This is a genomic window from Myxococcus sp. SDU36, assembly GCF_030168875.1.
Classification (GTDB): domain Bacteria; phylum Myxococcota; class Myxococcia; order Myxococcales; family Myxococcaceae; genus Myxococcus; species Myxococcus vastator.
The window spans coordinates 1,751,928-1,756,548 of the sequence record NZ_CP077414.1 but is presented as its reverse complement, the minus strand read 5'-3'; the positions used below and the strand labels follow the sequence as shown (position 1 = coordinate 1,756,548).

Annotated in this window: 3 protein-coding genes; all 3 read left to right on the top strand. The window is 68.3% G+C overall.

Annotation, left to right across the window (positions count from 1 at the left end; all coding sequences use genetic code 11):
* Positions 1-122: 122 nt before the first annotated feature.
* The 3 genes from KGD87_RS07330 to KGD87_RS07320 all read left to right on the top strand — a co-directional run bounded on the left by KGD87_RS07330 (position 123) and on the right by KGD87_RS07320 (position 4,497).
* Entirely contained in the window at positions 123-1,739 is a 1,617-nt protein-coding gene (locus KGD87_RS07330; protein WP_284666760.1) for a cyclic peptide export ABC transporter, read from the top strand.
* Positions 1,740-1,787: 48 nt separating this feature from the next.
* A complete protein-coding gene (locus tag KGD87_RS07325) occupies positions 1,788-3,236 on the top strand; it encodes a hypothetical protein (protein ID WP_284666759.1) in 1,449 nt (482 codons plus the stop codon).
* Positions 3,237-3,465: 229 nt separating this feature from the next.
* Positions 3,466-4,497 carry an LLM class flavin-dependent oxidoreductase gene (locus tag KGD87_RS07320; RefSeq protein ID WP_284666758.1) on the top strand — a complete coding sequence of 344 codons (1,032 nt, stop codon included), beginning with the start codon at positions 3,466-3,468 and terminating at the stop codon, positions 4,495-4,497.
* Positions 4,498-4,621 lie beyond the last annotated feature (124 nt).

Below are 4,621 nucleotides of genomic sequence, written 5' to 3'. Positions count from 1 at the left end.
GGTGAGAGGTTCCAAGGGACGGGGCAGTGGAAAAACCGAAGACCTTCGCTAGAGCGGGGGGCGCAGCATAAGCTATGAGCGCCCACATTCCGGTTCTCATCCTCGCGGAAGGAACTCTCGGCGTGAACCTGCTCATCCTGCTGCTGCGCAGGTCCCGTGGCTCCGTGGCGCTCGCCGTCTGTTTCGGGCTGTTGACGGGCGCCGCGAGCGCGGGGCTCATCGCGCACATCAACGGCGTGCTCGCGCGGGGCGGCGCGATTTCGGACCAGGGAACGGTCCTCGGCTTCGCCACGCTCGGAGTCCTGATGCTGGGCTCGCGCATCGGCTCGCAGCTGCTGCTGACGCGGCTCCAGACGAACACCACGTTCGCGCTGCGGGATCAGCTCAGCCAGCGCATCCTCGCGACACCGCTGCGGCGGCTGGAAGAGCTGGGCTCCCACCGGCTGCTGGCGACGCTCGTCGACGACATCCAGGCCGTCACCCAGGGCTTGCTGTGCATCCCACCGCTGCTCATCAATGGCGGCATCATCCTGGGCTGCATGACGTACCTGGCCGTCATGTCGCGGCTGGTGTTCGCGGCGCTGCTCGTCTTCGCGCTGCTGGGCGCCGTCAGCTACCTGCTCCCGCTTCGCCACATCATGGCGCTGCTGAAGGACTCGCGGCAAACAAATGACCGGTTCTTCCGCGACCTGCGCTCACTCACCCAGGGCCTGAAGGAGCTGAAGCTGCATCAGCGCCGGCGCACGGCGTTCCTCGACCAGGAGCTGTTCCCCACCGCCGAGACGCTGAAGCAACTCCAGCAGCGGGTCTCCACGCTCCATGCCCTGTCGACGAGCTGGGGCATGAGCCTGTTCTTCTTCTTCATCGGGCTGCTGCTGTTCGCCCTGCCCGGCATCGCCCCGGTGTCCGCGTCAACGCTGGTGGGCTACACGCTCGCCGTCCTCTATCTCCAGCAGCCGCTGGATGCGTCCATGACGCTGCTGCCCATGCTGGGCGCGGGAACCGTGGCGCTGCGCCACATCGAAGCGCTGGAGCTGCCCAACGCCGACACCGAGAGCACGCCCGTCGCCATCGCGCCTCCCGCCACGCCTTCCCGCATCGACCTCGTGGGCGTCACGCACGCCTACCGCCGCGAGGGCGAGGACCTGCCCTTCACGCTGGGCCCCATCGACCTGACGCTGCGCCCTGGAGAAATCCTCTTCATCGTCGGGGGCAACGGCAGCGGCAAGACGACGCTGGCCAAGCTCATCACCGGCCTCTATTCGCCGGAGTCCGGGGCCGTCCACGTCGACGGGCAACCGGTGACGGACGACGAGCGGGAGCGCTACCGCCAGCGCTTCGCCACGGTGTTCTCCGACTTCCACCTCTTCGACTCCCTGTTGGGGTTGACCGTGGGCGGGCAGGCGGACAAGGCCCGTGCATACCTCGCGCGGCTCCAGTTGGAGCGCAAGGTGCGCATCGACGCCAGCGGCGCGCTCTCCACCACGGACCTGTCCTCGGGTCAGCGCAAGCGACTGGCGCTGCTGACAGCGTTCCTGGAAGACCGCCCCGTGTACCTCTTCGACGAGTGGGCCGCGGACCAGGACCCCCTGTTCAAGGAGGTCTTCTACCGGGAGCTGCTCCCGGACCTGAAGTCCGCCGGCAAGGCCGTGGTGGTCATCAGCCACGACGACCGCTACTTCGACGTGGCGGACCACCTGCTCCGCCTGGAGTCCGGCGCCGTCGCTTCAGGCCCGTAAACCATCCGCTTTACACGCACTCTGAGACAAAGTGCTATTACGCGGAAAATGTCACATGTCGACGGGCACCCAGGCGGGCTGAAGTTCTCAGATGAAATCCAGGCGTTGCACGGTGAGCTGTCCGCGGCGGCGGTGGCGTTCCTGAAGTTCGCGGAGCGGACGCCCGAGTTGTTCGCGCGGCACCGCTTCCAGAAGTTCGAAGCGTCACCGCTGATGTATTACGAGCTGCACCGGTGGCCGCTCCTCATCGACTCGCGGCGCGACCGTGAGCTGGAGGACGTCGCGGTGAAGCTCTGCCGGCTCGTCAAGCGCGGGCCCCGGCTCCTGCTGGACGGAGACCCTCGGCGCATCGCCGACTACTACGGTGTCTCGCCGGAACGGGCCCGCGTGGCGGCGGAGGTCCTGGCCATCACGGAGGACGCGCGCGGCGCGCTCAGCCGCGGGGACTTCATCGACTCGGCGGATGGCCTCAAGTGCCTCGAGGTCAACATGATGGCGGGCCTGGGCGGCTGGGAGACGGGGCTCAAGGCCCAGGTGGTGATGGACCAGCCCGTGCTCCAGCGCTTCACCGAGGAGCAGGGCCTGCGCATCCAGCTCCAGGACACGCTGCGCGCCTTCCTGGGGCATGTCGTCGAGGACGTGCGGCGGACCGTGGCCTGGGAGGGTGAGTGCAACCTGGCCGTGCTCTTCCCCGACAACGAGCTGCCTGAAGCCGCGGGCAGGGAGATGGCGACGCTGCTGCTCAACAGCACGCTGAGCGAGCTGCTCGAGGCGGACGGCGCGAAGGGCGAGGTGCTCATCGGCACCTACAGCGAGGTGGAGGACGCGGAGGGCCACTGCCTCACGATGCGCGGCCGGCGGCTGCATGCCGTGCAGGAGCATGACGCCAGAGAGCGGCTTGAGGTGGTGAGCCCGGCGTTCGACGCCCGCGTCCGCGCCGCGCTCGCCGCGCGCACCTTGTGTCTCTACAACGGGCCCGCGCAGGAGCTGCTCGACGACAAGCGCAACATCGCGCTGCTGTCGGAGAACGCGGCGTCGCCCGCGCTCTCCTCCGAGGAGCGGGAGCTCATCCGCCGGCACATCCCCTGGACGCGCCGCGTGCGGTCCACGCAGACGACCCGCGGTGGCGCGTCCGTATGGCTGCCCGACGAGCTCGCCGCCTCGAAGCGCGAAGGGCTGGTACTCAAGGCGGGCCGCGCCTATGGCGGCAAGTCGGTGCTGATTGGCCGCGCGATGACCGCCGAGGACTGGGACGCCGCCATCCAGGAAGCCCTGGAGCACGGCGGCTGGATTGTCCAGGAGCGCATCGAGCCGCGCCCCTACCACTTCCTGCGGGACGACGGCGCCGTGGGCCCCCACATCCTCATCTGGGGCGCCTTTGTCTTCGGTGAGCGCTACGGCGGAACCATGGTGCGACTGAACCCCACCGGTCAGGGCAAGGACGTGGTCAACGCGACTCAAGGCGCGTTGATGTGCGCGCTCGTCGTCGTCGAGTAACCGCGTGTCTCACAGCGAGACGCGGGGAATGAAAGAACCCCTGGCAATCACGCGCGCTCCAGCCTGCCTCTTATTCTCAATTTTCAAGTAAAATCAATCAAATCGCATTTGTCGCAGCTGGCCGCGCTACTATAGGGTTTGTCACCCTCTTGAAACGCGGACACGTGACGACTCGGCCCGGCTCGAAGCGGCTCCGTAGACGTCGTGTGTCCGGGAAGGAACGCTCGCCGTGAAGCTCAGTGTTCTCGATCATTCCATCGTCGCCAGCGGCACCCAGACACGTGAGGCCTTCCAAAACACGGTAGAGCTGGCCCGAGCCGCCGAGCAGCTCGGGTATCACCGCTTCTGGCTCGCGGAGCACCACGGCTCGGGACACTTCGCGGGCGTGGCGCCGGAAATCCTCGTCGCGCATGTCGCGGCGGCGACGTCGCGTATCCGGGTGGGAACAGGCGGCGTCCTGTTGTCGAACTACAGCCCCTTCAAGGTCGCCGAGGTCTTCCGGCTGCTGGAGGCGCTCCACCCCGACCGCATCGACCTGGGCATCGGACGGACGTCGGGCAGTACGGACCTGGTGGCTCGCGCCCTGGCCTACGGCCCGCCGGCGAGCAACGAGCGCTTCCCCACGAAGCTGGAGGACCTCGTCGCCTTCCTGTCGGGCACCACGCCCGCGACGCCGGAGTTCGAAAAGCTGAGCTTGAAGACCATGGCGCAGGGCATGCCGCAGGTCTGGGCGCTCGGCTCGGGTGAGCAGAGCGCCGCGCTCGCGGCCCGGCTGGGACTGTCTTTCTGCTTCGCGCACTTCTTCAACCCCATCCACGGGGGCCCGGTGACGCGGGGGTATCGCGAGCACTTCAAGCCTTCGCACGTGCAGGCGGCGCCCAACTCCGCCGTCAGCGTCTACGTCATCTGTGCCCCGACCGAGCAGGAGGCCCGGCGAATAGCCCGGAGCAGCGACCTGCTGACCATCAACACGCGCAGGGGCCGGCCCGAAGCGCCCATCCCGTCCATCGAGGAGGCGGAGGCCTACGCCTACACGCCCGAGGACCTGGCCACGCTCGAGTTCGACCGCAAGCGCGTCGTGTGCGGCGCACCGGACCAGGTGAAGGAGCAGTTGACGCGCATGGCCGCCGAGTTCCAGGCGGACGAGCTGCTCATCACCACCATCGTCCACGACCATCGCTCCCGGCTGCGCTCCTACGAGCTGCTGGCCGACGCGTTCTCCCTCACGAGCACGCCGCCCGCCGCCCAGGCAGCCAACTGAGCCACGCCTCCGCGCCCCGCGGAGCCCTGCCCGTCGTCACGGACATTCCCTGAGCCCTGCCGCGTGAGGGCCGCGCGGGGCGTGTGCGTGATGCCGCCGGGCCGCCACCCCACCTCGCTTCTTG

What these genes read in the sequence shown, in the direction of transcription:
- KGD87_RS07325 (WP_284666759.1), top strand. Translation starts at nt 1,788, where the DNA reads ATGTCACATGTCGACGGGCACCCAGGCGGGCTGAAGTTCTCAGATGAA.